Source organism: Corynebacterium sp. HMSC071B10, assembly GCF_001814825.1.
Lineage (GTDB): Bacteria > Actinomycetota > Actinomycetes > Mycobacteriales > Mycobacteriaceae > Corynebacterium.
In genome coordinates, this window is the sequence record NZ_KV817987.1 from 1 (window position 1) to 1,822 (window position 1,822).

A 1,822-nucleotide genomic window follows, 5' to 3' on the forward strand; every position below is an offset into this window, starting at 1 on the left:
GGACGGCACTCACGGGCAACGATGCGTTCCAGCTGGTCAGCTGGTGGATCGGCGCGCCACTGGCCATCATCGTGTGCTTGTGGCAACTCTGGGGTTTGTGGAAGCAGTCCGCGCACTACACCGAGCCAGCGTTCCCGTGGGGCTTGGCGCTCGTGTCCCCGATGGTCGCCGCGACATCCGGCGGGCAGCTGGCCACCCATCACGGCGAGTTTTATCACTACGCGGGTGAGCTGTGCTTCTTCCTCACGTTCTTCACCGCGATCCCACTCTTCCTCTACTGCTACTGGTCCCGCACGCGCCCACGTGGCGCCGCCGCGGGTACAGCGTGGATACCCCTCGGTGTTGTCGGCCAGTCGACGGCAGCATCGACATTGCTTTTCGACGCTCACCTTTACGGCCTCATCATGTTCACCCTCGGCGCACCGTGTGTCCTCTATGCCATGTACTGCTTCTACGAGGCTGTCCTCCACTGGGCGCCCTACGGCCCTGGTTGGTGGGGCTCTACCTTCCCCGTGGGCACCCTGTGCTTGGGTGCTTGGGACGAAGGCTGGCACACACTTTCCTTGGCGCTCCTCGTGCTCTTGCTCCTCCATTGGGGTGTCTGCGCGGTGCGCTTTGGCTCCTGGGAACTAAGCCAATCTGGCGCTAGATGAACTAGTTAGCCGCGCTTCTCCGATGCCGTCGTCGTGGTGGTCCACGACGAGCTGGATCTGGATCCCGGGGAACTCCCCGTCCGGCACGCCCAAGACTCGGCGTAGCGGCCGCCCTTCGCCAGCAATTCATCGTGCGTGCCCCGTTCTGCGACCGTCCCGTCCTCCGAAAGCACGACGATGAGGTCGGCATCGCGGATGGTGTGCAGGCGATGGGCGACGACGATCACAGTGTGATCGCCGCGCAACGCCTCAATCGTGCCGACGATCGCCCGCTCAGTGGCCGCATCCAGCGAGGACGTCGGCTCGTCGAGAAGCACCACCGGGGAATCCTTCAGAAGCGCCCGGGCGATGGCGAGGCGCTGCCGCTCGCCTCCCGACAGCAGCGTCCCCTCCTCCCCCACCGGGGTATCCCACCCGGAAGGCAGCAGCTCCACGATGCGGTCCACCCCGGAACGCCGGGCGGCCTCGCGCAAGCGGTCCCCGTCACCGGGCCTGGAACCGAATCCGGGGTCGGCGAAGACCACGTTGTCCCGCACGGACGCGTCGAAAAGAAACGTCTCCTGGAACACCGGGGTCACCAGCGAGTTCACGCCATCGGTGCCGATCCGAGGCAAGGGCACCCCGCCGATGAGGATCTCCCCCGAGTCCGGATCGTGAAACCGCGACAGCAGCCGCATGACCGTCGTTTTGCCCGCCCCCGAAGGTCCCACTACGGCAACCAGCGCTCCCTGAGGTGCACGGAAGCTGACGTCGTCGAGGACCTTCTTCTCCCCGTACCCGAAGCTCACGCCGCGGAACTCCACGTCATGCCCGTCGGGCAGCTCCGGTGCGTCAGGTTCGGGAAGGGCGGGGATTGCCCGCAGGTCACGCAACGCAGCTAACGTGTTGCGGCCCGCACCGAAACCGCCGGACAACGCTCCCGCCGTGGTGATCGGTCCGGTGAACTGGACGAGCACGATGAGTATCGGCGCCAAATGCGCCGGCGCCATCCCGCCCGTCGCGGCGACTGCCACGGCGACGATCACCGCCGCCGTGAACACCGCATGGACGATCGAACCCAACCGTCCGATGGCTGCCCCCTGCGTCGACGTCGCCTTCGCGAACGCATCGTGTTGGGCCTGGATAGCCTCATCCACCATCGCGTCCGCCGCCGAACCGTCGCCCGCGGC

2 protein-coding genes are annotated in these 1,822 nt (G+C 66.5%); one reads left to right on the top strand and one right to left on the bottom strand.

Annotation, left to right across the window (positions count from 1 at the left end; all coding sequences use genetic code 11):
• Nucleotides 1-653: SLAC1 family transporter (locus HMPREF2990_RS02785; RefSeq protein ID WP_070762606.1), on the top strand; the 653-nt coding region annotated here is incomplete at its 5' end.
• A gap of 5 nt (nt 654-658) precedes the next feature.
• On the opposite strand, the gene HMPREF2990_RS02790 is transcribed toward HMPREF2990_RS02785, so the two are convergent.
• The coding region (locus HMPREF2990_RS02790) for an ABC transporter ATP-binding protein (protein WP_141757776.1) at nt 659-1,822 on the bottom strand (1,164 nt) is incomplete at its 5' end.